The sequence below is a fragment of the Pseudomonas sp. XS1P51 genome, from assembly GCF_054897845.1.
Genome location: NZ_CM142707.1, coordinates 6,668,266 through 6,689,214 on the forward strand (window position 1 = coordinate 6,668,266; position 20,949 = coordinate 6,689,214).

General features: G+C 59.6%; 21 protein-coding genes and 1 pseudogene. 12 read left to right on the forward strand and 10 right to left on the reverse strand.

All coding sequences use genetic code 11. The features are described 5' to 3' along the window. Positions 1-92: 92 nt before the first annotated feature. Positions 93-725: a glutathione S-transferase family protein gene (locus ACYZUD_RS30805; RefSeq protein WP_462021565.1), complete on the reverse strand. Its 633-nt coding sequence runs from the start codon at positions 723-725 to the stop codon at positions 93-95. An 85-nt stretch (positions 726-810) separates the two neighbouring features. Here ACYZUD_RS30805 and ACYZUD_RS30810 point away from each other — a divergent pair. Next, a pseudogene (locus tag ACYZUD_RS30810) lies at positions 811-975 on the forward strand (DUF6124 family protein); the annotation flags it as partial. Between the two features lie 159 nt (positions 976-1,134). On the opposite strand, the gene gntR reads toward ACYZUD_RS30810, so the two are convergent. Further along, complete coding sequence (gene gntR, locus ACYZUD_RS30815) at positions 1,135-2,166, reverse strand: HTH-type transcriptional regulator GntR (protein WP_462021566.1); 1,032 nt, start codon at positions 2,164-2,166, stop codon at positions 1,135-1,137. Between the two features lie 215 nt (positions 2,167-2,381). Here gntR and ACYZUD_RS30820 point away from each other — a divergent pair, with 215 nt between their 5' ends. Continuing rightward, positions 2,382-2,915 (forward strand): gluconokinase, encoded by a 534-nt coding sequence (locus ACYZUD_RS30820; protein WP_462021567.1) that lies wholly within the window; start codon positions 2,382-2,384, stop codon positions 2,913-2,915. An 81-nt stretch (positions 2,916-2,996) separates the two neighbouring features. Continuing rightward, a complete protein-coding gene (locus ACYZUD_RS30825; protein WP_462021568.1) occupies positions 2,997-4,349 on the forward strand; it encodes a GntP family permease in 1,353 nt (450 codons plus the stop codon). A gap of 171 nt (positions 4,350-4,520) precedes the next feature. Here the strand turns inward: ACYZUD_RS30825 and alaC are convergent, their stop codons facing one another. After that, a complete protein-coding gene (alaC, locus tag ACYZUD_RS30830; protein ID WP_462021569.1) occupies positions 4,521-5,738 on the reverse strand; it encodes an alanine transaminase in 1,218 nt (405 codons plus the stop codon). Between the two features lie 140 nt (positions 5,739-5,878). On the opposite strand from alaC, the gene ACYZUD_RS30835 reads away from it, so the two are divergent. From ACYZUD_RS30835 to ACYZUD_RS30845, 3 genes are all read left to right on the forward strand, one after another. Then, positions 5,879-6,541 (forward strand): LysE family translocator, encoded by a 663-nt coding sequence (locus ACYZUD_RS30835; protein WP_462021570.1) that lies wholly within the window; start codon positions 5,879-5,881, stop codon positions 6,539-6,541. A 67-nt stretch (positions 6,542-6,608) separates the two neighbouring features. Continuing rightward, positions 6,609-7,094, forward strand: coding sequence for a GyrI-like domain-containing protein (locus tag ACYZUD_RS30840; RefSeq protein WP_462021571.1), 486 nt, complete (start codon positions 6,609-6,611; stop codon positions 7,092-7,094). 314 nt (positions 7,095-7,408) lie between these two features. Beyond that, the gene (locus tag ACYZUD_RS30845; RefSeq protein WP_462021572.1) at positions 7,409-7,897 is read left to right on the forward strand and encodes a GNAT family N-acetyltransferase; all 489 of its coding nucleotides are present in this window, start codon (positions 7,409-7,411) and stop codon (positions 7,895-7,897) included. 57 nt (positions 7,898-7,954) lie between these two features. Here ACYZUD_RS30845 and ACYZUD_RS30850 read toward each other — a convergent pair whose 3' ends face one another. The 4 genes from ACYZUD_RS30850 to ACYZUD_RS30865 form a co-directional block, all read right to left on the reverse strand. Next, positions 7,955-8,662 (reverse strand): hypothetical protein, encoded by a 708-nt coding sequence (locus tag ACYZUD_RS30850; RefSeq protein ID WP_462021573.1) that lies wholly within the window; start codon positions 8,660-8,662, stop codon positions 7,955-7,957. Between the two features lie 160 nt (positions 8,663-8,822). Then, on the reverse strand, positions 8,823-9,872 hold the full coding sequence (locus tag ACYZUD_RS30855) for an alkene reductase (protein ID WP_462021574.1): 1,050 nt from the start codon (positions 9,870-9,872) through the stop codon (positions 8,823-8,825). Positions 9,873-9,894: 22 nt separating this feature from the next. After that, complete coding sequence (locus tag ACYZUD_RS30860; protein WP_462021575.1) at positions 9,895-11,061, reverse strand: MFS transporter; 1,167 nt, start codon at positions 11,059-11,061, stop codon at positions 9,895-9,897. A gap of 2 nt (positions 11,062-11,063) precedes the next feature. Continuing rightward, positions 11,064-11,384 carry an ArsR/SmtB family transcription factor gene (locus tag ACYZUD_RS30865; RefSeq protein ID WP_462021576.1) on the reverse strand — a complete coding sequence of 107 codons (321 nt, stop codon included), beginning with the start codon at positions 11,382-11,384 and terminating at the stop codon, positions 11,064-11,066. A 156-nt stretch (positions 11,385-11,540) separates the two neighbouring features. Between ACYZUD_RS30865 and ACYZUD_RS30870 the strand changes: the two genes are divergently transcribed. Continuing rightward, positions 11,541-12,119, forward strand: a complete 579-nt coding sequence (locus ACYZUD_RS30870) for an acyl carrier protein phosphodiesterase (protein WP_462021577.1) — start codon at positions 11,541-11,543, stop codon at positions 12,117-12,119. 126 nt (positions 12,120-12,245) lie between these two features. Here ACYZUD_RS30870 and ACYZUD_RS30875 read toward each other — a convergent pair whose 3' ends face one another. Together ACYZUD_RS30875 and olsB are read right to left on the reverse strand one after the other, a co-directional pair. Beyond that, on the reverse strand, positions 12,246-13,037 hold the full coding sequence (locus ACYZUD_RS30875; RefSeq protein ID WP_462021578.1) for a lysophospholipid acyltransferase family protein: 792 nt from the start codon (positions 13,035-13,037) through the stop codon (positions 12,246-12,248). Next, positions 13,037-13,792, reverse strand: coding sequence for an L-ornithine N(alpha)-acyltransferase (gene olsB, locus ACYZUD_RS30880; protein WP_008152922.1), 756 nt, complete (start codon positions 13,790-13,792; stop codon positions 13,037-13,039). Before olsB ends, ACYZUD_RS30875 begins: the two co-directional genes overlap by 1 nt. Before the next feature lie 154 nt (positions 13,793-13,946). Here olsB and ACYZUD_RS30885 point away from each other — a divergent pair, with 154 nt between their 5' ends. The 5 genes from ACYZUD_RS30885 to ACYZUD_RS30905 all read left to right on the forward strand — a co-directional run bounded on the left by ACYZUD_RS30885 (position 13,947) and on the right by ACYZUD_RS30905 (position 18,340). Further along, a complete protein-coding gene (locus ACYZUD_RS30885; protein ID WP_462021579.1) occupies positions 13,947-14,825 on the forward strand; it encodes an acyl-CoA dehydrogenase middle domain-containing protein in 879 nt (292 codons plus the stop codon). A 165-nt stretch (positions 14,826-14,990) separates the two neighbouring features. Then, positions 14,991-16,085, forward strand: a complete 1,095-nt coding sequence (locus ACYZUD_RS30890) for a serine hydrolase domain-containing protein (RefSeq protein ID WP_462021580.1) — start codon at positions 14,991-14,993, stop codon at positions 16,083-16,085. Then, entirely contained in the window at positions 16,082-16,411 is a 330-nt protein-coding gene (locus ACYZUD_RS30895) for an amidase (RefSeq protein WP_462021581.1), read from the forward strand. The genes ACYZUD_RS30890 and ACYZUD_RS30895 overlap by 4 nt, the downstream gene beginning before the upstream one ends. Positions 16,412-16,590: 179 nt before the next feature. Further along, a complete protein-coding gene (locus ACYZUD_RS30900; protein ID WP_462021582.1) occupies positions 16,591-17,181 on the forward strand; it encodes a YceI family protein in 591 nt (196 codons plus the stop codon). A 1-nt stretch (position 17,182) separates the two neighbouring features. Continuing rightward, positions 17,183-18,340, forward strand: coding sequence for a phospholipase D-like domain-containing protein (locus ACYZUD_RS30905; RefSeq protein ID WP_462021583.1), 1,158 nt, complete (start codon positions 17,183-17,185; stop codon positions 18,338-18,340). A 103-nt stretch (positions 18,341-18,443) separates the two neighbouring features. On the opposite strand, the gene bglX is transcribed toward ACYZUD_RS30905, so the two are convergent. After that, positions 18,444-20,735 carry a beta-glucosidase BglX gene (gene bglX, locus ACYZUD_RS30910; protein WP_462021584.1) on the reverse strand — a complete coding sequence of 764 codons (2,292 nt, stop codon included), beginning with the start codon at positions 20,733-20,735 and terminating at the stop codon, positions 18,444-18,446. Between the last annotated feature and the right edge of the window lie 214 nt (positions 20,736-20,949).

Below are 20,949 nucleotides of genomic sequence, written 5' to 3' on the forward strand. Positions count from 1 at the left end.
TTGGTTATTGTTGTATTGCCAGCCGAGTGATCGAGCTGTTGCGGTCAATCCTTGCCGCTCGTCGGCAGAGGTCGACCGCCGCGAAACGGTCATCAAGGCAGGCCATTGCAGCCATGTTTCAGAAACCCCGGGCGTTGCGCCAACCGTTGGAAATACTCGTCGATGGCCGGGTAGTCGGGTCGCTCCATGGGCGTCATCAGCCAGCGGTTGACGCTAAGCCCGACGACAATGTCGGCCAGCGTGAACCGTGGTCCGGTGACATACGCTTTGGTGGCCGCGAGCTGATGTTCGAGGATGCCCATCTTCTGGTTCCAGCCACGCACACCGGCGGCAATGTGATGCGGGTCCTGGAACTCCGGATCCTTGCGCACCAACGCCGTGAATGCGTAGCTCCAGGACGCATTGAGTTCGGTGGCTTGCCAATCCATCCACTGTTCGACCCGGGCACGCGCTGCCGCCTCGTGCGGTAGCAGATCAGTGTTTTGGTGTTTACCGGCCAGATAGCGGCAGATGGTGTTGGATTCCCACAGCACGCCCGCTTCGTCGATGATCACGGGCACCAGGGCGTTGGGATTGAGCCGGAGAAACTCCGGGCTGTGGGTGGTTTCATAACCGCTGCCCCAGTCCTCACGTTCATAGGCAACACCCAGTTCCTCACAGGTCCACAGGACCTTTCTGACGTTGATGGATGAAGCTTTACCCAGAATCTTCAGTGAATGTTCCATGAGCTAACTCCGTTAGCGCTTCGAGGCTTCGGGAATTTAATAGTGTGCCAGCCAATGGGCGACATCAAGTCTGTTTAAACCGCCTGCGCACGCCTGCGAATCGCTGGCCTCGGCGAGTGTCATGACCGGTGACTTTGCTGCATTTCTGGAAGGCACTCAGCGCAATACGGCACAGGCGATTGCGCAGATCATCATGCTGGCCGAGTTGGCGGTGAATTGGGTGCTGGATAACCTCGATCTGCAGGAATAAACGCGGAACTTGTGGCGAGGGGGCTTGTCCCCGTTCGGCTGCGCAGCAGTCGTAATCCTTTAGACACGGAGTCATTGAGGAGAAAGCGGGGCCGCTTCGCGACCCAACGGGGGCAAGCCCCCTCGCCACAGGCAAGCCTCTTCACCACAATGGATCGCGTCAGGTACTCTCGCGCACCTTCAACTCAAACCCCATGTCCTGCACCGGTTTAGCCACCGTATTACCCGCCAGCAACGTCAGCATCAACTCCGCCGAACGGCGGCCGATGGCCTCGCGCGGTGTGCTGATGCTGCTCAGTCGCGGCACCATGTGGGCCGAGGCCGGCAGGTCGTTGAAGCCGAGGATCGCAACCTGTTCGGGGATCTTGATCCCGCAACGCATCGCTTCAAGCAAGGCGCCCTGGGCCAAGTCGTCGTTGCCGAAGAAGATCGCATCGACATCCGGATGACTGGCCAGCAGCTGCAGGAACAACTCGCCGCCCAGGCCGACAGAGGAGGCGCGCGGTGTCAGCACCTCCAGATCCGGGTCATACAAACCGGCCTTTTGCAGGGCTTTGCGAAAACCTTCGCCACGCAGCAAGGTGCGTTGATCCAGCTGTGCGCCGATGTAGGCCAGGCGTTTGCGTCCACGAGACAGCAAATGTTGCGCGGCGGTTTCCCCGGCGGCGAGCTGCGAAAAACCGACGCAGTTGAGGCCGGCCGCACTGTCCAGTTCCATCATGTACACGCACGGAATGTTGCTCGCCTCGATCATCCTGCGCGAACTTTCGGTGCGGTCGAAACCGGTCAGCAGCAAGCCGCGAGGCTGATAGGCCATGTAGTTGCGCAGCAGGTTTTCTTCTTCATCGCGCGAGTAGTGGAAGTTGCCGATCAGCACTTCGAAGCCCTTGGGGCGCAAAACCTGATGAATGGCTTCCAGCGTATCGATGAACAACAAGTTGGACAGTGACGGCACCAGAACCACCACCGAATGGCTCTGGGCCGAGGCTAGTGCGCGGGCGGCGGGGTTGACTACGTAGTTGAGTTCCAGCGCCGCTTTCTGCACTTTTTCCACCAGTTCGGTGGCCACTGTGCTGACGCCGCGCAAGGCGCGGGAGGCGGTGATCGGGCTGACACCGGCCAGGCGTGCGACTTCATTGAGGGTAGGGCGGCCAGTGGTGCGAGTATTTTTATCGTTTTTAGAAGAGGTCATCGGGCGGCTTGCCAAACAAAATTCAAGGCACTAAGGTAGCGCTGTCTCGATGCAGCTGCAAATGCGTGAGCGGGGTTTGCCTGATCCTCGCTTTTCGGCATTGGGAACGAACATGCTGCAACCCACAAAAATGACAAGAAGGCGTCGGCAACTTCTGCTTTTGATCTGGTGTCACAACTGGCAAAGGTAGCGCTGTCTGCGCGCTGAGGTGTTACATGACTCATCCCATCACCGCCCTGGTCATCATGGGCGTTGCCGGTTGCGGCAAGACTTGCGTCAGCGAGGCCTTGTGCCAACTCAGCGGCGCGACCGCCATTGAAGGCGACACTTTCCACCCTGCCGCCAATATCGAAAAGATGAGCGCGGGTATACCCCTGAACGACGAAGACCGTGCCGGCTGGCTCGACAGCCTGTGCGATGAACTGCGCCGCGTCGATGCCAAGGGCCAGCGCCCGGTACTGACTTGCTCGGCCCTCAAACATGTTTACCGCGAACGTCTGCGCAGCGCCTTGCCGGGCCTGGGCTTCGTTTTCCTTGAGCTGACCCCTGAAGTCGCCGCCGACCGTGTGTCCCACCGGCCGGGCCATTTCATGCCGTCAACCTTGATCGACAGCCAGTTCGCCACGCTTGAATCGCCCGTTGGCGAGCCACTGACCCTGGCCCTCGATGCCTCGAACCACAGTGTTGATCAGTTGGCGAAACAGGCTCATGCCTGGTGGCTGGACCATGGCTTGAAACGCGCCGGTTAATTTTTCTTGAAGAGATAGCGCTGTCCTTATGGCTTTCGACTTACCCGCTTTAATAACAACAACAACCAGGAGACACCCCTAATGTTTGGCATGTCCCACGAGACGTTCCTGCTGCTCGATGCAGTGGTCACGGTGATCGGGCTTATTGTCCTGATCACCAAATTCAAGTTTCACCCGTTCATTGCCCTGATCATTGCCGCAGCCTTTCTCGGGCTGACGTCCGGCATGCCGATCGGCACCATCATCAAGGCGTTCCAGGACGGCTTCGGTGGCGTGCTCGGTTTCGTCGGGATCATCCTGGCGCTGGGTACGATGCTCGGCAAAATGATGGCTGAGTCGGGCGGGGCGGATCAAATCGCCCAGACCCTGATCCGAGCCTTCGGCAAGGACAAAGTGCAGTGGGCCATGATGTTCGCGGCTTTCCTGGTCGGCATTCCGCTGTTCTTCGAAATCGGCTTTGTACTGCTGATCCCGCTGGTGTTCATCGTTGCCCGCCGTACCGGCGTGTCGATCATCAAGATCGGTATCCCGTTGCTGGCCGGTCTGTCCGCCGTACACGGTCTGGTTCCACCGCACCCGGGTCCGTTGCTGGCCATCGGCGTGTTCGGTGCCGACATCGGTAAAACCATTCTTTACGGCCTGATCGTTGCGCTGCCGACGGCCATCATTGCCGGCCCGATTTTCGGTACGTTCATTGCCAAATACATCCCTGGCCACCCTAACCAGGAACTGGTGGATCAACTGGCTCGCGAGCCGGAGTCCGCTGACCTGCCGAGCTTCAGCATCACCCTGATCACCGTGCTGCTGCCGGTGTTCCTGATGTTGCTCAAGACGTTTGCCGACGTGGTGCTGCCGGAAGGTAATTTCGCGCGCTCCTTCATGGACCTGGTCGGTCACCCGATCTCGGCGCTGTTGCTGGCGTTGCTGCTGTCGCTGTACACCTTCGGCCACAAGCAGGGCATGGGTTCGAGCAAGATTCTGAAGTTGCTCGACGCCAGCCTCGCACCGACCGCCGCGATCATCCTGATCATCGGTGCCGGTGGTGGCTTCAAGCAGATGCTGGTCACCAGCGGCGTGGGTGACGTGATCGGCCACATGGCGGTGAACGCACAGATTTCGCCGATTTTGCTGGCCTGGCTGGTGGCTGCGGTGATTCGTGTGGCGACCGGTTCGGCGACCGTGGCGACCATTACGGGCGCAGGCATTGTGGTGCCGGTGGTGGGGATGATTCCGGGTGTGAACCGTGAGCTGCTGGTATTGGCCACCGGTGCCGGTTCGTTGATCCTGTCTCACGTCAACGACGCGGGTTTCTGGTTGGTGAAGCAGTACTTCAACATGACCGTGGCGGAAACCTTCAAGACCTGGACCGCGATGGAAACCATCCTGTCCATCGTTGCGCTGGGCTTCATTCTGCTGCTGTCACTGTTCGTCTAAGCACGCCGCAGACACAAAAAAACCGCAGCGATGCGGTTTTTTTGTGGCTGAATCGAAGTCCCTGTAGGAGCTGTCGAGTGAAACGAGGCTGCGATCTTTTGATCTTGATCTAAAAAACAGATCAAAAGATCGCAGCCTCGTTTCACTCGACAGCTCCTACAGTGTCAGGTGTCAGGTGTTTGTTTTGGTGAGCAGCCCATCCGCCCGGAGCATCCCGCGAATCCCGCGTACGGCCTGACGAATCCGGTCCTGGTTTTCGATCAGTGCGAAGCGCACATGATCATCCCCATACTCACCGAATCCCACGCCCGGCGAGACGCAGACCTTGGCCTCGGAGAGCATTTTCTTGGCGAACTCCAAAGAACCCAGGTGCGCATAAGCTTCGGGGATCTTGGCCCAGACGTACATTGACGCTTTCGGATTTTCGACCATCCAGCCCAGCTCATGCAGGCCTTTGACCAGCACGTTGCGACGCTGCCGATACTGCTCGGCGATGTCTTTGACGCACTGCTGATCGCCTTCCAGCGCCGCAATGGCCGCGACCTGCAGCGGGGTGAACGTGCCGTAGTCGTGGTAGCTCTTGATCCGCGCCAGGGCGTTGACCAGTTCGGCATTACCGACCATGAAACCAATCCGCCAGCCGGCCATGTTGTAGCTCTTGGACAGGGTGAAAAACTCCACCGCGATGTCCTTGGCGCCCGGCACTTGCATGATCGAGGGGGCTTTCCAGCCGTCATAGACGATGTCGGCATAGGCCAGGTCGTGCACCACCAAAACGTCGTACTGCTTGGCGAGGGCGATCACTCGCTCGAAGAAATCCAGCTCCACGCACTGGGCGGTGGGGTTGGACGGGAAGCCGAGAATCATCATTTTCGGTTTCGGGATCGAGCCGCGAATGGCGCTTTCCAGTTCGGCGAAGAAGTCCACGCCTGGAATCAGCGGTACCGAACGCACCTGGGCGCCAGCAATCACGGCGCCGTAGATGTGAATCGGATAACTCGGGTTGGGTACCAGAACGGTATCGCCCTGGTCGAGGGTGGCCAGCATCAAATGCGCCAGGCCTTCCTTGGACCCGATGGTGACAATGGCTTCGGTTTCCGGGTCGATGTCGACCTCGTAGCGATCCTTGTACCAATTGGAAATCGCCCGGCGCAGACGCGGAATGCCCTTGGACGTCGAGTAACCGTGGGTGTCTTCGCGCTGGGCGACGGTCACCAGTTTTTCGACGATGTGCGGCGGAGTAGGGCCATCAGGGTTGCCCATGCTGAAGTCGATGATGTCTTCGCCACGACGACGGGCGGCCATCTTCAGCTCGGCAGTGATGTTGAATACGTAAGGGGGGAGTCGATCTATGCGCGCAAAGCGGCGCGGCGAACCTGGGTTAGCCATTGTTGCCTCGGATAACGTGAGCGCCCGGAACCGTCCGAGCGACGCTGGCCACTGCGGTGGCCTGTTGCGGAAGATAAGGGCTGGTATGGCACACTGTCCAGCGTCTATATAAATAAATTTGTCCGAAGGGAAATGGGTTGATGGAATTCACCAGTGGCTTCTTGCTGAGCCTGTCGCTGTGCCTGGATATCGGCGTGGCCAACATCGCGATGATCACGCTTGCGATGCAACGCGGCTATTTCCAAGGCTTTGCCCTGGGGTTGGGGACGTGTGTCGGCGACCTGATCTACGCGGTACTGGCGTTGGCGGGCATGACCGTTTTGCTGCAATACGAAACCGTGCGCTGGGTGCTGTGGATCGGTGGTTCGGCGTTGCTCGTGTATTTCGCGGCGAAGATGATCTATTCGGCGATCCACCATGAGGCGCTGTTGGCCGAGACGGCCGAAGTGGGACACCACTCGCACCGCAAAGAGTTTTTCCGCGGGATCTTTCTCGCCATGTCCTCCCCCAGCGCCATTCTCTGGTTTGCGGCGGTGGGCGGCACGCTGATCGCGCGTTCGGGCGGCAATGGTGCCCTCAGTTCGGCGCTGTTTCTCGGCGGATTTCTTTGTGCCGGGGTGCTCTGGTGTGTCGGCTTGTGCTTCGCTGCGAGCCATGGTGGCAAGTTGCTGGGTGACAAATTGCTGCGTTATTCGTACATGGCATCTGCGGCGATCTTCTGCTATTTCGCGGTCTACGTGATTCTATCGGGTTATAACGAGTTCATCGGCTCTGGCGCCGCCGAACAGTTGCACGCACTGTAATTGGGTGAATCGGGTTTGGCTTCTATACTCCCAGCCGAACCCACTTTTTCGTACCAGGAGTCGAGTCATGGATGAGCAAACAGGCGTCGAAACGGCCAAGCCACGTTTCGAACACGGTCATTTCCTGCTCATTGCAGGGCTTGGCGGGCGATTTACCCAGGAAACTGCCAAGCGGATTCCAGAGCTCTGGGAGAAATTCATTCCCGAGATTGGTCAGGTTCCCGGTCAGAAAAGCGAAGTGACCTACGGCATCTGCTGCAACCCGGATGGCAAGGGCGGCTTTGAATACATCGCCGGCGTCGAAATCAGCAAGCTCGACGACCTGCCCGACAAATATCGCTGGGTGGAGGTTCAGCCCCAGCACTACGCCGTGTTCGAACACAAGGGCACTCTGGATACTTTGCCCCAGACGTTTCAGTACATCTGGAAAACCTGGTTGCCGCAGTCCGGTTATCAGGCGGCGGATGCCCCGGAATTCGAGCGCTACAGCGAAGACTTCAACCCGAAGCTCAACACCGGTGTGCTGGAAATCTGGCTGCCGCTCAAACCGTGAATACCGCGAGAGGCGGACGGCTGTCCGCCTCTCGATGGGTTATTTACTTTGTTTCATTCGTCGCGCCCGCATCATGTCGATCGACAAGGTGACGAAGCCCAACGTGCTGATGCCCAACAGCATAAGAAGACCGATTTGAACGCTGCTCATGGTGTGTTCCCCCTATGGATGGCCAGAGACAGGGAACAGCAATAATCCGAACCGAGGCGCAATGACAGCGTCTATACGAAGGCTTTATGGCGTAAGCGGTGATCGATATGAACACCTTATTAATTTATGATCCCCTGCCTTTCCCTCGCTGATTCCGAGCCGCCATGAACACCGTCATTCGCCACGTCACTCCTGCTGACCTGGACCGTTGCTATGCCATCGAAACCGTTGCCTACGAAGGCGACGAAGCCGCGACCCGCGATAAAATCGCCACCCGCATCGCCACCTGGCCCGAGGGTTTCATCGTTGCCGAAATCGGCGGCGTTGTAGCCGGTTTTATCAACTCTGGTGCGGCGTTTGAGGTAGAAATGTCGGACGAAGCGTTCAAGGAGTTGATCGGTCACGACCCGGCCGGTCCTCATGTGGTGATCATGTCGGTGGTGGTGCACCCGGACTTTCAAGGGCAAGGCCTGGCGAAACGTTTGATGGGTGAGTTCATTGAGCGGATGCGTGCGTTGAACAAGGCCAGCATCAACCTGATGTGCAAGGAGCGACACATTCCGCTCTATGCGGGTTTTGGGTTCGCCTACATCAAGCCTTCAGCCTCCGATCATGGCGGAATGGCGTGGCATGAAATGGTGTTGGAACTCTGATCAATAAACAAAGCGCCGTTTCAGGGCGCTTTGCCTTCAGATGAGAACTCAGCCTTCTCAGCCCAGAATAATGACAACGTTGTAGCTATAAGGTGCTCCATCCAGGCTGCGGGTGATGCTGGACTTGCACTTCAGCGGAGCCTTGCCGATGGAGCGGATGTTATGTTGCCTGCCAGGAACGCTTTTCGGCTCAAACGACCAGGTGTCGTAAGGTGTTTCTATCTTCAGCAGTGTTGAAAAATCAAATGCCAGGTTGCCACCTTTGTAACTAAAGCCATGTTTTACTTGCGTTGGACGATTAGACCTGCGACTGCGACGTGCAGGTGTCTCGCTGCTCAGTTTGAATGACTCATATTGCCAAGGTGCGATGTCATAATCTTCTTTTGGATGTACGCTGTTATCCCAGCTGGAGGTATTGAGTTTAAATGTCTCTTCGGTGCCATTGTAGATATAGACAACTACGGTGGTGTGAGATGTAATCTTGCTGATGGACTGCCAGGTTTCTTTTTCGTCTTGCCTTGCTTCTTTGGTAAGTTCGTCAAATTCTTCTTGAAGTTCCATACGTTCCCTGGCTTTCACCAAATCTTCTTCGGTAGGCTGGGGAATATAGTCAGTTAAACTGGCCAGAAACTCAAAGTAAGCTACTATTCCGGCGTTGACGGTGTCTTTGAGGGAGTTTTTTTCAAATGAGACATTCTCGATGTCTTCATGAGTTTCTTCGCTGGCAGAGTTGTTGTTGTCATCGTCGTGTTTCATATCATCCATGATGTAAAGCTCTTGTGAGTTAATTAGAGCTGTCGAAGATAGCAGGACTTTATTTGATACTCCTGTCAGATATGTGTTGGTTTATTGCATGCAACTAGCGATTGCTGATAAACAAAAAAGCCCCGGCTCTTTCGAGTCGGGGGCTTTTGTATTTCAGTGGTTACAACACCGGATAGTCGATATAACCGACCGGGCCTTTGGCATAGAACAACTCTGGGCGCGCCTCGTTCAGCGGCGCATCGGCTTTCAAGCGTGCGGGCAGGTCCGGGTTGGCAATGAACGGCACGCCGAAGGCGACCGCATCGGCCTTGCCGCTGGCCAACCAGGCATTGGCACTTTCCTTGGTGAAGCGTTCGTTGGCGATGTACGGGCCGCCGAAGGCTTCCTTGAGTTGTGGGCCGAGGCTGTCGCCAGCTTCTTTCTCGCGCGAGCAAATGAAGGCGATACCACGCTTGCCCAGTTCGCGAGCGACGTAGGTGAAGGTCTCGGACAGGTTGTCGTCGCCCATGTCATGGGAGTCGGCGCGTGGTGCCAGGTGCACACCGACGCGGCCGGCGCCCCAGACTTCGATCGCGGCATCGGTCACTTCCAGCAGCAGGCGTGCACGGTTTTCCAGGGAGCCACCGTAGTTGTCGGTGCGCTGGTTGGTGCTGCTTTGCAGGAATTGGTCGAGCAGGTAACCGTTGGCGCCATGGATTTCCACACCGTCGAAACCGGCTGCCTTGGCGTTCTCGGCACCGGTGCGGTAAGCGTCGACAATGTCGGCGATTTCAGCGGTTTCCAGTGCACGCGGGGTCGGGTAGTCGGCCAATGGGCGAACCAGGCTGACGTGACCTTTTGGCTGGATGGCGCTCGGTGCGACCGGCGCTTCACCGTTGAGGTACGACGGGTGGGAAACCCGGCCGACGTGCCACAGTTGCAGGAAGATCTTGCCGCCCGCGCCGTGGACCGCTTTGGTCACGTTGCTCCAGCCACGCACCTGGTCGTTGGACCAGATGCCCGGGGTGTCCGGGTAGCCGACGCCCATCGGCGTGACCGAAGTCGCCTCGCTGAGGATCAGGCCAGCGGAGGCGCGCTGCACGTAGTACTCGGCCATCAGCGCGTTCGGCACACGGCCTTCGTCGGCGCGGCAGCGGGTCAGTGGCGCCATGATGATGCGGTTGGCCAACTCGAGGTCGCCCAGTTTGATCGGATCGAAAATAGTCGTCATTTAATACAACCCTCGTGAGGTATCAGTTGGTAGCAGGGGCCAGTTCGGGATTACCGCTCTGACGGAAAGTAATCAGGGTCACCAGCAGGGCGAGTACCGCCAGTGCGGCTGCCGCGAGTGGCACGCTGGTCAGGCCGAAGCCGTGGGCGATGACGCTGCCGCCGACCCAGGCACCGAGTGCGTTGCCGACGTTGAAGGCGCCGATGTTCAGGGTCGACACCAGGTTCGGTGCCGCCTTGCCGTAGGTCACGACGTTCACTTGCAGGGCCGGTACGGCGGCAAAGCACGCGGTGGCCCAGAGGAACAGGGTGATTTCGGTCGGGATCACGGCAACGCTGGTCCAGGTCAGTACGGTGGAGACCACTGCCATGCTGATGAACACACCGATCAGCGTGGCCGCCATGCCTTTGTCAGCCAGCTTGCCGCCGATGATGTTGCCAACCGTCAGGCCCAGGCCGATGAGCATCAGGGTCCAGGTCACGCCGCGTGGCGAGACACCGGTGACCTCGCCCAACAGCGGCGCGACATAGGTGAACAAGGTGAAGACCGAGGCGGCGAACAAGGCGGTCATGCTCAACGACAGCCAGATACCGGCGCCTTTGAGAGCGCGCAGTTCGGCGCGCATGTCGAGTTTTTCTTCATCGCGCTTGGCCGGCAGGAAGCGGATCAGGCCGATCAGCGCAATCACGCCGATCACGGTCACCGCCCAGAAGGTCGAACGCCAGCCGGCTTGCTGACCGAGCGCGGTGCCCAGCGGAACGCCCAGCACGTTGGCCAGGGTCAGGCCGGTGAACATCAACGCCACGGCCGAGGCGCGTTTGTTGGCCGGCACCAGACCTGCCGCCACCACCGAACCGATGCCGAAGAACGCACCGTGGCAGAGGGCAGTCACCACACGGGCAAACATCAGTACGTTGTAGTCACTGGCCACGGCGCAGAGCAGGTTGCCGATGATGAAAATACCCATCAACGCTACCAATGCAGCCTTGCGCGGCAGTCTGGAGGTAGCCAGTGCCATGAACGGCGCACCAATGGCCACGCCCAGGGCATAACCGGTCACCAGCCAGCCGGCACCGGGGATCGACACCCCGAGGTCGGCCGCCACTTCGGGTAACAGGCCCATGATGACGAACTCGGTGGTGCCGATGGCGAAGGCGCTCAAGGCCAGAATAAGTAGCGAGAGAGGCATTGTCAGTTCCCCGTCGGAGCACTGAGCTCCTTAACGATGGCGTCGAGGAACGCTTGAATCACGTCCTCGTTGCGTTTGAAGAAGTGCCATTGACCGGCTTTCTGGCTGCTGATCAGTCCCGCACGTTGCAAGGTCGCCAAATGGGCGGACACGGTCGACTGCGACAGGCCGCAACGTTGATCGATCTGTCCGGCGCAAATGCCGTACTCGTGGTTGTGGAGCTGTTCCGGAAACTGGGTTTTGGGATCTTTCAGCCAGATGAGAATGTCTCGGCGTACTGGGTGTGCCAGGGCTTTTATTATTTCGTCGAGGTCGATGGTCATGGGTTTGGGCTCGTGATGAGTAAAACGCTATATCGCGATGAGGCGAACTTTAAATCGGTACTTCGCGATATACCAATATGATTTTGGTCTGATGACCGCATAAATCGGTATATCGGGTTATAACGATATTGAGGGCGTAGTGCTAAGCTGCGCGGCATGAACTATCTCGCACATCTGCACCTCGGTGGCCAGCGCCCCGGTCAATTGCTCGGCAGCCTGTATGGCGATTTCGTCAAAGGACGGCTGCAAGGGCAGTTCGATCCGGAGGTTGAAGCGGCCATTCAGCTGCATCGCAGCATTGACGTCTTTACCGACCGCCATCCGTTGGTGGATGTTTCGTTGTCGCGGTTTTCCATGACGCGCAGGCGTTATGCGGGCATCGTGCTTGATGTGTTTTTCGACCATTGCCTGGCGCGGGACTGGACGCTGTATTCGGATCAGCCGCTGGAGCAGTTCACGTCTGATGTGTACCGGGTGCTGTCCAGGGAGCCACAGTTGCCGGAACGCCTGGCGCGGATCGCGCCACACATGATGGCCAATGACTGGTTGGGTTCTTACCGGGAGTTCGCGGTGCTGGAGCAGGTGCTTCGGGGGATTTCCCGGCGGCTGACCCGGCCGGAGGAACTGGCCGCAGCGATGCAGGAGTTGCGGTTGCTGTATGAGCCGTTGAGCGAGGATTTCAGATTGTTCTATCCGCAGTTGCAGGACTTTGCCCAACACTATCCAACGACATAAACCCATTGTGGGAGCGAGCCTGCTCGCGATAGCGGCTTAACATTCAACGAAGATGCTGAATGGCATACCGCTATCGCGAGCAGGCTCGCTCCCACAGGGGATTTTTCATTCTTAAGAAAATGTGTGTCAGGCCGCGATAGCCGGACGCATTGGAACTTGCTGCGTTTCCGGAATCGCCCCGAACAACGCCTTCTGCACCGCTTGCTGCGCCTCGAATGCCAGCGCCGCCCGCTCACGACCTTCACAAGCGATCGGCTTGAGCAAATGAATCTCCACCTCCCCCCGGTCATTGGCGAACAAGCGCATCAGGTGCGAGAGCAAATCATCATCGCCAATGAATGGTGCCAGCGAATCAAGCTCTCCGTCGCGCAGATAACGAATCGCCACCGGTTGCAGTGCCACTTCGGAATCGATCGCCGCCGACAGCAGGCGACCATGAAAGGTGCGCAACGAACGGCCATCGGTGGTGGTGCCTTCCGGGAACATCAGCAGTGGATGTTCCTGCTCCAGATGACGGGTCATCTGTTTGCGGATCAACTGACTGTCGCCCGACCCGCGACGGATAAACAGGCTGCCGGCCTTGGCCGCCAACCAGCCCGCCACCGGCCAGGTGCGCACTTCGGCCTTGGACAGAAACGACAGCGGCGTGAGCATGCCCAGCAACGGAATGTCGGTCCAGGACACGTGGTTGCTGACCCAGAGCATCGGTGCCTTCGGCAATTCACCGTGCACGGTCACGCGAAAGGGCAGGGCATTGCCCAATCGCGCCATGAAGAACCGCGACCAGCGCTGGCGACGGACCATCGAATGAGCGATTCCCAAGCGCTCGAATAGTCCGAATACACCGGCCATCGTCAAACCCAGCGCGACCACCACCAACACTCGCGCAATTCGTGCGTACACCCGCAACCGGCTCATTACACAGCCGCCTTGAAGTGTTTGGCGTAACGCGGGCAGAGCTCGTCGCGCTTGAGCAGGATGAACACGTCGGCGACCTGGAAGTCTTCGTCCCAGCACGGCTCGCCGCAGATCTTCGCGCCCAGGCGCATGTAGGCCTTGAGCAGCGGGGGCATTTCGGCGATGACGTTGGACGGAATGTCGAGGCTCGGCAGCGGTTTTTTCGGCTCGGCCCGCAGGTGTTCGGTGCACAGGTAGCGTTCGCGCAGGCGCTGCATGATCGCGTGGGCCTGAATGCCGCCGTCCTGCATCGGGATGCTCGCGCAACCCATCAAATAGCTGTAGCCGCCCTGGTTCAGCACTTCGGCCAGTTCACCCCAGAGCACCGCGATGGTGCCGCCATTGCGGTAGGCCGGATCGACGCAGGTACGACCGATTTCCAGGATCGGGCCTTTCAAGTGGACCAGGCCATGCAGGCTGAATTCTTCTTCGCTGTAGAACTTGCCCAGGCTGCTGGCAGCCGTGTGGTCAAGCAAACGGGTGGTCGCCACCAGACGCCCGGTGTTCAAATCACGCACGCCGATGTGGGCGCAGTGAACATCATAGTCATCCATGTCCAGACCCAGCTCGGCGCCCTTCAGCTTGGCGTTGAATTCGCCGCTGAACACGTTGAAGCGCAAGGCCTGGGCTTCCTGCAAGGCCTCGGCGCCCACCAGGCGTTCGGCTTGCAGGCGGCGTTCATTGCCGGTGTCGCTGATGCGGGCGATCTGAGTCATTAGGAATCTCCGTGCGGGCTGCTCACCCGTCTTGGGTTACAGCCGATCGACTTTCTTTATGCAGCCGTGTTGTGCAAAGTCAGGCTATGTAGCCCCGGTGTCATCGCCATGAAGCTTTGGTGATGCTTATATGACAGCCCACAAGGAGCCTCTTATGCCCTGGCAAACCCTGTTGAACCGCCGCGATCGCCTGCCCGCCAACCCGGACCTGGGGGAAGGCTTCGCGACCTTGCTGCAGCAATTGGGCACGGTCACGCCGTTTGAATTGGCAGTGGTTGGCGCGCGGTTGATGGCGACGCCCGGTTTGGCGTTTCTGGTGGGGTATCAGGCGGCGTTGCGCATGCTGTGGCCGAGCGCGCCGCTGAGCCTCGGCGCCCTGTGCGCGACCGAACAGCGCAGCCTGCGCGTGGCAGAGATGCAGACCCGCCTGAGCGATTTACGCTTGAGCGGACGCAAGGATTTCGTCACCGCCGGCGATGCGGCCGACTGGCTGCTGATCTCGGCCCGCAGTGAGGAACCCGGCGAAGCGCCGCGCCTGAGTCTGGCGGTGGTCTATCCCGGCGAACCGGGCGTGCGCCTGGAAAAACTCCCGGCGATCCCGTTGATGCCGGACATCAGCCACGGTCGGTTATTTTTGGACAACGCGCTGTGCGAACTGCTGGCGGGGGATGGCTGGGATGCTTACGTCAAACCGTTCCGCACCCTCGAAGACATCTATGTGCTGAGCGCCATGACGGCCTGGTTGTATGGCGTGGGGCAGGACAGTGACTGGCCGCAAACCTTGCAACTGCGCTTGCTGGCGCTGCTGGCCGGGTGTGCTGAAGTCAGTCGGCAGGCGCCGAACAATCAGGCCGGGCATGTGTTGCTGGGGGGATTGTTCGCGCAGTTCGACGGGCTCAAGGCCGAGGTCAATCAGGCACTGGCCGATGGCCCACCGCAATGGGCGGCGATGTGGCAGCGGGATCAGGCCGTGATGGATCTGGCGGCGGGGGCGCGAGGAAAGCGACTGGCCAAGGCCCTTGCTGGATCTTGAACCAACCCCTGTAGGAGCTGCCGAAGGCTGCGATCTTTTGATCTTTAGCGTTCCCACTGACGCCGAGAATCAAAAGATCGCAGCCTTCGGCAGCTCCTACAGGGACCGAGAGAGTGTCATTTAACTGGACTAGGCTCAGCAGGCCAATCCCTCCGAGCCCCCACCATGTTCAAAGGCTTGTCCCTGATTTTCATGCTGCTGCCGAGCCTCACGGCCCACGCCGAAAACTGGCCTGCCGAGCAATGGGCCACCGCCCCGACGATGACGGGGCCGGCCCTCCAAGCCCTGGAGGCTTACGCTTTCCCGCCCCGCGACGACACCACCCGCCAAGGCATTCGCACCGATGCCTTGCTGGTGATCCGCGACGGGCAATTGATCTACGAACGCTATGCCGGCCCAACGACTGCCGACACACCGCACCTGACCTGGTCCATCAGCAAAAGCCTCATGGCCACGGTCCTCGGCGTGGCCTACGGCGAAGGCTTGTTCAAACTCCAGGACCCGGCACTGAAATTCTATCCAGCGTTGTCAAAACACCCGACGCTGACCATGGCCGACCTGCTGCACTGGGCCTCGGGCCTGGACTGGCAGGAGGATTATGAATATGCACCGTTGAAGTCTTCGGTGGTGGCCATGCTTTACACCCGAGGTCACCAGGACATGGCCGCGTTCACCGCTGGCCACGACGAATACGCCAGGCCCGGCCAGGCGTTTCGTTATTCCAGCGGTGACACCAATCTGCTGTCGGCCGCGCTGAAAACCATCGTCGGCCCGGCACGTTATCCGGGCTATCCATGGACGGCGCTGTTCGAGCCTTTGGGGATTCGCCACGCCGTTTGGGAAACCGACGCCACGGGCACGTTCGTCGCATCCTCCTACACCTACCTCACAGCCCGGGACCTGGCGCGAGTCGGCCTGTTGATGGCCCGCGAGGGTCGTTGGGGCGAGCGGCAGTTGCTGCCCAAGGACTGGGTCGCTTTCAACCGAGAACCTTTTGATCGCTATCAGGCCAACCAGGACGATGCCGTGCCCGGCGGTCATTGGTGGCTCAATCGCTCGCTGGAGGGCGCCGCAAAACCCTGGCCCGATGCCCCCGCCGACACGTTCACCGCACTCGGCCATTGGGGCCAGGCGATGTACGTGATACCCGGCGAAAAACTGGTGATCGTCCGCTACGGCGATGACCGCGATGGCACTTACCGGCACAACGAATTGCTCAAACGCGCGCTCAAGGCGTTTGCCGTGAAGGTGCAGCCATGAACCGCCAAGGTTTTGCTCGCCGCCGACCGTTCAGCTCGCTGTTGTTGATCCTGCTGATCGCCTTGCTTGGCTGGATCTGGCACGAGCGGGTGGCGCTGTGGGCCTTCCCGAACATCATCAGCGCCTACACCGCCAAGGAATATTGCTCGTGCCGGTATGTGATGAATAACGATGTCGAGTATTGCCATGGCTACGTGAAGCAATGGCTGCCCACCAGCGGATTTACCGATGATGCCGCGAACAAGCGCGTGACGGTCAGTGGCATGGGACGCAGCAATAGCGCCGAGTGGGTCGGCGAACGGCAGGGCTGCCGGTTGATGCCTTGAAAAGATCGCAGCCTTCGGCAGCTCCTACGTGATCGGGGTACATCCGAAGCGTGATCTCATGGCCGGACATGCAACCCTTGTAGGAGCTGCCGCAGGCTGCGATCTTTTGATCTTCGCGGTTTGCAATGCGCTCACGGACGGTTAAGGTTCGCTCAGGTTTATCGGCCCCACGAGTCTCTATGTTCAACCGCTCCCTCTGCAAAACCCTCGCCTTCCTGTTGCTGGCCGGCGCCACGTTGTCGGCCCAGGCCAATTGGTATCTAGATGGCGAGTCCTCGCGGCTGTCGTTCATCAGCACCAAAAACACCAACATCTCTGAAGTGCAGCGCTTTCTGGTGCTGCACGGCAAGGTCAGTCCCAAGGGCCTGGCCGAGGTAGAAGTCGAACTGGATTCGGTGAACAGCGGTATTCCCCTGCGCGACGAACGCATGCGCAAGGAACTGTTCGAGATCCAGACGTTTCCCGAAGCGCTGATCACCACGCAAATCGATCTGCGCCCGATCAACGACCTCGCCCCCGGTGCGCAACTTGAATTGCGCCTGCCGCTGACCGTCAACCTCCACGGCAAGCAACACCAATACAACGCCGAACTGTTGGCGACCCGTCTCGATGACCGGCGCTTTCAGGTGGTGACCCTCGAGCCGCTGGTGATCAACGCCGAAGACTTCGACCTGGCCCCCGGCCTGGAAAGTTTGCGCAAGGTCGCCGGTTTGTCGGCCATCAGTCTGTCGGTGCCGGTGGGTGCGGTACTGATCTTCACGGCGCGCTGACATGGCTGGCGCAATCTTCCCCTGGCGTGAAGGCAACCGCTTTGAACTGCTGATCGACGGCCCGCAGTTTTTTCCGCGGATGCTGGTCGCGATTGCCCGCGCCGAAGAACAGGTCGAACTGGAGTTGTATCTGGTGGAGGCGGGCGCCTGCGCCGAGGCCATGGTGCAGGCGCTGGTCCAGGCCGCCGAGCGCGGTGTGCGGGTGCGCTGCCTGTTCGATGATTACGGCAGCCTGGCGTTCACCCTGACCCTGCGTCAGCGTTTGATGGCCGCGGGCGTGGAGCTGCGTTTCTACAATCGACTGAGCTGGCGGCGCTGGGTGGGTAACTTCTACCGCGACCACCGCAAGCTGTTGTTGGTGGACCAGTGTCTGGCGGTGGTCGGCGGCACGGGTGTCACCGATGAGTTCTGGACACCGGGCGAAGACACCAGCGAATGGCACGAAGTCATGGTGGAAATCAGCGGTCCCTTGGTTATCGACTGGCAACTGCTGTTCGACCGGCAATGGATCGCCAACCGCCATCGGCGTGCCTGGAAACCCGCGTCGCACTTTGGCTTGCCGCGTTTACCGCGAGTGCCGTCCATGGGCGAGGGCATGGGCCGGGTCGCCTATGCCGACGCCCGCCAGCACCGGGACATTCTGCAATCGCTGATTCGCGCCTTGAACAGCGGCCATCGACGAATCTGGCTGGCCACGCCGTACTTCCTGCCGACCTGGAAGGTCCGTCGCTCGTTGCGCAAAGCGGCGGCGCGGGGCGTCGATGTGCGCCTGCTGCTGACCGGGCCGCGCACCGATCACCCGTCGGTGCGCTACGCCGGGCATCGCTATTACCCGCGCCTGCTCAAGGCCGGAGTGAAAATCTTCGAATACCAACCGTGTTTCCTGCACCTGAAAATGGTGCTGGTCGATGACTGGGTGAGCATCGGCTCGTGCAACTTCGATCACTGGAATTTGCGTTTCAACCTGGAGGCGAACCTTGAGGCGGTGGACGCGGGGTTGACGAGTGCGGTGACGGCGAGTTTTGACAGGGACTTCGCGTTGAGTCAGGAAGTCAGTCTTGACGCGTGGCAACGCCGGCCGCTGTGGCGGCGGGTCAAGCAACGGGTGTGGGGATGGGTGGATCGGCTGGTAGTAAATCTGCTGGATCGGCGGGGATAGGGTAAGAGCAAGATCAAGAGATCGCAGCCTTCGGCAGCTCCTACAGAGGTACACATGCCCCCTGTAGGAGCTGCCGAAGGCTGCGATCTTTTGCTTTTAAGGGTTACAGCAATTCGAAGCTCTGCTGCGTCACGTCCTGTGAATCCAGGCCGATCTGCACATTGAACTTGCCCGGTTCCGCCGCGTACTTGAGCTGGGCGTTGAAGAACTTCAGGTCGTCCTCGGTGATGGTGAAGTGCACGACTTTCTGTTCGCCGGCCTTGAGCAGCACTTTCTGGAAGTTCTTCAGTTCCTTGACCGGTCGGATCATCGAGCCGGTCACGTCCTGGATGTACAGCTGCACCACGGTTTCGCCGTCACGCTTGCCGGTGTTTTTCACCATGACGCTGGCGTCGAGCTTGCCGGTTTTGTTCAGCGTGGTCGACGACAGGGCCATGTCGGTCAGGCTGAAATCGGTGTAGCTCAGACCAAAGCCGAACGGGAACAGGGGACCGGTGGTGTCATCGAAATACTGCGAGGTGTAGTTGCCCGGTTTGCCCGGCGTGAACGGCCGGCCAATGCTCAGGTGGTTGTAGTAGGTCGGAATCTGACCCACCGAACGCGGGAAGGTGATTGGCAGTTTGCCCGACGGGTTGTAGTCACCGAACAACACGTCAGCGATGGCGTTGCCGCCTTCAGTACCGCTGAACCAGGTTTCCAGAATCGCGTCGGCCTGTTCCTTCTCTTCGAGAATCGACAGCGGCCGGCCGTTCATCAACACCAGCACCAGCGGTTTGCCGGTGGCTTTCAGGGCCTTGATCAACTCGCGCTGATTGGCCGGGATGTTCAGGTCGGTACGGCTCGACGATTCGTGGGACATGCCACGGGATTCGCCGACGGCGGCTACCACCACATCAGCGTCCTTGGCGGCTTTCACCGCCTCGTCGATCAACACTTGCGCCGAACGCGGATCGTCCACCACTTCCGGGGCATCGAAGTTCAGGAAGTTGAGGTAATCGAGGACCTTCTTGTCGCTGGTGATGTTGGCGCCACGGGCGTAGATCAGCATCGATTTATCCCCCAGCGCACGGGTCATGCCATCGAACAGGGTCACCGATTGAGCCGGACGGCCAGCGGCGGCCCAACTGCCCATCATGTCGATCGGCGCCTTGGCCAGAGGGCCGACCAGGGCGATTTTCGCGGTTTTCTTCAGCGGCAGGGTTTCGCCCTGGTTCTTCAGCAACACCAGGCTGCGGCGCGCAACGTCACGGGCCTCGGCGCGGTGCAGACGGCTTTCGGCGTAGGTGTCGGCCGGATCATCTTCAGCCTTGCCGATACGCAGGTACGGGTCCTTGAACAGGCCCATGTCGTACTTGGCGGCGAGCACTTCACGCACGGCGTTGTCGATGTCCTTCTGTTCGATTTCGCCAGCCTTCAGCAGCCCCGGCAGCTCTTTGCCGTAGAGGGTGTCGTTCATGCTCATGTCGATGCCGGCCTTGATGGCCAGCTTCGCGGCTTCGCGACCGTCCGCAGCAACGCCATGCTTGATCAGCTCGAAAATCGCCCCGTGGTCACTGACTGCCAGGCCTTTGAAACCCCACTCCTTACGCAGCAGGTCGTTCATCAGCCAGGTGTTGGCGGTGGCCGGCACGCCGTTGATCGAGTTCAGCGCAACCATCACCCCGCCGGCACCGGCGTCGATGGCGGCGCGGTACGGCGGCAAATAGTCCTGGTACATCTTGACCGGGCTCATGTCGACGACGTTGTAATCGCGACCGCCCTCGACCGCACCGTACAAGGCAAAGTGCTTGACGCTGGCCATGATGCTGTCGGCCGCGTTTGCGCCCGTGCCCTGGAAGGCTTTGACCATGACGCCGGCGATGCGCGAAACCAGGTAGGTGTCTTCGCCGAAGCCTTCGGAGGTGCGGCCCCATCGCGGGTCGCGGGAGATGTCGACCATCGGCGCGAAGGTGATGTCGAGGCTGTCCGCCGCGGCTTCCTTGGCGGCGATGCGCCCGGACAGGCCGATGGCGTCCATGTCCCAACTCGAGGCCAGGGCGATAGGGATCGGGAAAATGGTGCGGTGACCGTGGATCACGTCATAGGCGAAGAACATCGGGATCTTCAACCGGCTGCGCATGGCCGCGTCCTGCATCGGACGGTTTTCCGGGCGCGTGATCGAGTTGAACGTGCCGCCGATGTTGCCGGCCGCGATTTCCTTGCGGATCAGCTCCCGGGGCATTTCCGGGCCGATGCTGATCAGGCGCAACTGGCCGATTTTTTCATCGAGGGTCATCTGCTTCATCAGGTTGCTGATGAAAGCGTCCTTGTTCTCCAGAGGTGTGGGCGTCGTGGCGGCCAGTACGGTATGACTGGCCAGACTGACGAACAGGCCCAGCAAACACAGCTTCTTCATGAATGGTTTTCTCAAAGGCCTAAACGGCAGTGAATACGCGCCGGTCAGCCAAAATTTAGGGAGCGACTATTGTTGTTCAGGTAAATGCAGCACACTTCTACAGTGTTTTAGCGCTGGGGCATCTTTTAGCCCATTGGCTCGATGCAATCCAGTGGCGGCGGCAGATTATGCCCCAAGAGTCGGGTCAGAAGGTCGCGGGTTGTTTTTCAACGGA

What these genes read in the sequence shown, in the direction of transcription:
- ACYZUD_RS30805 (WP_462021565.1), bottom strand. Translation starts at nt 725, where the DNA reads ATGGAACATTCACTGAAGATTCTGGGTAAAGCTTCATCCATCAACGTC.
- gntR (WP_462021566.1), bottom strand. Translation starts at nt 2,166, where the DNA reads ATGACCTCTTCTAAAAACGATAAAAATACTCGCACCACTGGCCGCCCT.
- ACYZUD_RS30820 (WP_462021567.1), top strand. Translation starts at nt 2,382, where the DNA reads ATGACTCATCCCATCACCGCCCTGGTCATCATGGGCGTTGCCGGTTGC.
- ACYZUD_RS30825 (WP_462021568.1), top strand. Translation starts at nt 2,997, where the DNA reads ATGTTTGGCATGTCCCACGAGACGTTCCTGCTGCTCGATGCAGTGGTC.
- alaC (WP_462021569.1), bottom strand. Translation starts at nt 5,738, where the DNA reads ATGGCTAACCCAGGTTCGCCGCGCCGCTTTGCGCGCATAGATCGACTC.
- ACYZUD_RS30835 (WP_462021570.1), top strand. Translation starts at nt 5,879, where the DNA reads ATGGAATTCACCAGTGGCTTCTTGCTGAGCCTGTCGCTGTGCCTGGAT.
- ACYZUD_RS30840 (WP_462021571.1), top strand. Translation starts at nt 6,609, where the DNA reads ATGGATGAGCAAACAGGCGTCGAAACGGCCAAGCCACGTTTCGAACAC.
- ACYZUD_RS30845 (WP_462021572.1), top strand. Translation starts at nt 7,409, where the DNA reads ATGAACACCGTCATTCGCCACGTCACTCCTGCTGACCTGGACCGTTGC.
- ACYZUD_RS30850 (WP_462021573.1), bottom strand. Translation starts at nt 8,662, where the DNA reads ATGGATGATATGAAACACGACGATGACAACAACAACTCTGCCAGCGAA.
- ACYZUD_RS30855 (WP_462021574.1), bottom strand. Translation starts at nt 9,872, where the DNA reads ATGACGACTATTTTCGATCCGATCAAACTGGGCGACCTCGAGTTGGCC.
- ACYZUD_RS30860 (WP_462021575.1), bottom strand. Translation starts at nt 11,061, where the DNA reads ATGCCTCTCTCGCTACTTATTCTGGCCTTGAGCGCCTTCGCCATCGGC.
- ACYZUD_RS30865 (WP_462021576.1), bottom strand. Translation starts at nt 11,384, where the DNA reads ATGACCATCGACCTCGACGAAATAATAAAAGCCCTGGCACACCCAGTA.
- ACYZUD_RS30870 (WP_462021577.1), top strand. Translation starts at nt 11,541, where the DNA reads ATGAACTATCTCGCACATCTGCACCTCGGTGGCCAGCGCCCCGGTCAA.
- ACYZUD_RS30875 (WP_462021578.1), bottom strand. Translation starts at nt 13,037, where the DNA reads ATGAGCCGGTTGCGGGTGTACGCACGAATTGCGCGAGTGTTGGTGGTG.
- olsB (WP_008152922.1), bottom strand. Translation starts at nt 13,792, where the DNA reads ATGACTCAGATCGCCCGCATCAGCGACACCGGCAATGAACGCCGCCTG.
- ACYZUD_RS30885 (WP_462021579.1), top strand. Translation starts at nt 13,947, where the DNA reads ATGCCCTGGCAAACCCTGTTGAACCGCCGCGATCGCCTGCCCGCCAAC.
- ACYZUD_RS30890 (WP_462021580.1), top strand. Translation starts at nt 14,991, where the DNA reads ATGTTCAAAGGCTTGTCCCTGATTTTCATGCTGCTGCCGAGCCTCACG.
- ACYZUD_RS30895 (WP_462021581.1), top strand. Translation starts at nt 16,082, where the DNA reads ATGAACCGCCAAGGTTTTGCTCGCCGCCGACCGTTCAGCTCGCTGTTG.
- ACYZUD_RS30900 (WP_462021582.1), top strand. Translation starts at nt 16,591, where the DNA reads ATGTTCAACCGCTCCCTCTGCAAAACCCTCGCCTTCCTGTTGCTGGCC.
- ACYZUD_RS30905 (WP_462021583.1), top strand. Translation starts at nt 17,183, where the DNA reads ATGGCTGGCGCAATCTTCCCCTGGCGTGAAGGCAACCGCTTTGAACTG.
- bglX (WP_462021584.1), bottom strand. Translation starts at nt 20,735, where the DNA reads ATGAAGAAGCTGTGTTTGCTGGGCCTGTTCGTCAGTCTGGCCAGTCAT.